Raw genomic sequence first — 1,284 nt, 5'->3', positions numbered from 1 at the left:
TGGCGTGTTCCCCGTGAATGAGTCCGGCTTGTTTTAGAGTCCTGTGGCCCGAGGTCGGGCTGGAAGGGACGATGAAACACATGGCTGGTCGTAAGCGGCATTCCGCGGAGGACATCGTGCGCAAGTTGCGCCGCGCGGACGAGCTGGCTGCTGAAGGCAAGACCGGTGACGAGATCGCCGCCCAGTTGGGTGTCTCAGCCGCCACGCTGTACAACTGGCGCCGCGCCTACGGCGGCATGGACACTGACGCCGCCAAAGAGCTACGGGAGCTACGCGAGCAGAACACGCGCTTGAAGAGGCTGCTGGCCGAGGCCGAACTGGAAAAGGACGCGCTGCGGGAGGTCGCGAAGGGAAAATTCTGAGCCCAGCTGCCAAGCGGCGCGCCGTGGACATGCTCAAGGACACATTGAGCATGTCGGAACGGTTGGCGTGCAAGGCCGTTGGGCTGGCCCGCTCCACTTACCGCCGCCTGCCCGCGGCACAGACACCAACCGACCCCGACGCCCAGATGAGGGCCTGGCTGCGCGCCTACGCCACCAAACACCCCTGCCATGGGTTCCGGCGTGCCTGGGCGGCATTGCGCTACGACGAGCACCGGCAAGTCAATAAGAAGAAGGTCCACCGCTTGTGGCGCGAGGAGGGCCTGCAGGTCAAGATCCGCTCGCCGCGTAAGCGGGCCGGAGTGTCCTCCGTCCCGCCGGTGGTGGCCGATGCACCGAACGTGGTGTGGGCGATCGACTTCCAGTTCGACTCCACCACCGATGGCAAAGCCATCAAGATCGCCTCGATGATCGACGAGCACACCCGCGAGTCGCTGCTGAACATCGTCGAGCGCTCGATCACCGCAGAACGCCTCGTGGCCGAACTCGAGACGGCCTTCACCGTGGCCGGCGGCCCGCCGAAGGTCCTGCGGATGGACAACGGCCCGGAGCTGGTTTCCCAAGCGCTGCAGCGATTCTGCGAGAACAAAACGGGCTTGGTCTACATCCCACCAGGTTGTCCCTGGGTCAATGGCCATATCGAATCGTTCAACAACCGGCTACGCAAGGAGTGCCTCAACCGCAACCACTGGAACACCCTGTTCGAGGCCCGCGTGGTCATCGGCGACTTCAAGCATGAACACAATCACCGACACCGCCATTCGGCGCTGGGCTACCGCACACCGGCCGAGTACGCTTCGGCCTGCAGACACACCCATACCCCGGTGGCCTGCGAGATCAACTGAATCCGAATCAAACAAACCCGGCTCTAAAAACGGGTTGACTCAGTAACGGGGACTCGCCA

General features: G+C 63.6%; 1 protein-coding gene. It reads left to right on the top strand.

What is annotated here, in order from left to right:
- Positions 1-80 precede the first annotated feature (80 nt).
- Positions 81-1,225 (top strand): IS3 family transposase gene (locus EET13_RS13295; RefSeq protein ID WP_122442739.1). Its coding sequence is split into 2 segments (ribosomal slippage): positions 81-348 and positions 348-1,225, totalling 1,146 coding nucleotides; the frame shifts between segments, so codons are not numbered across the junction.
- The last annotated feature ends 59 nt before the right edge of the window (positions 1,226-1,284 follow it).

The sequence above is a fragment of the Mycobacterium attenuatum genome (genome assembly GCF_900566085.1).
GTDB lineage: Bacteria > Actinomycetota > Actinomycetes > Mycobacteriales > Mycobacteriaceae > Mycobacterium > Mycobacterium attenuatum.
The sequence above is the reverse complement of the archived record's forward strand: the minus strand, read 5'-3'. Positions and strand labels throughout refer to the sequence as shown.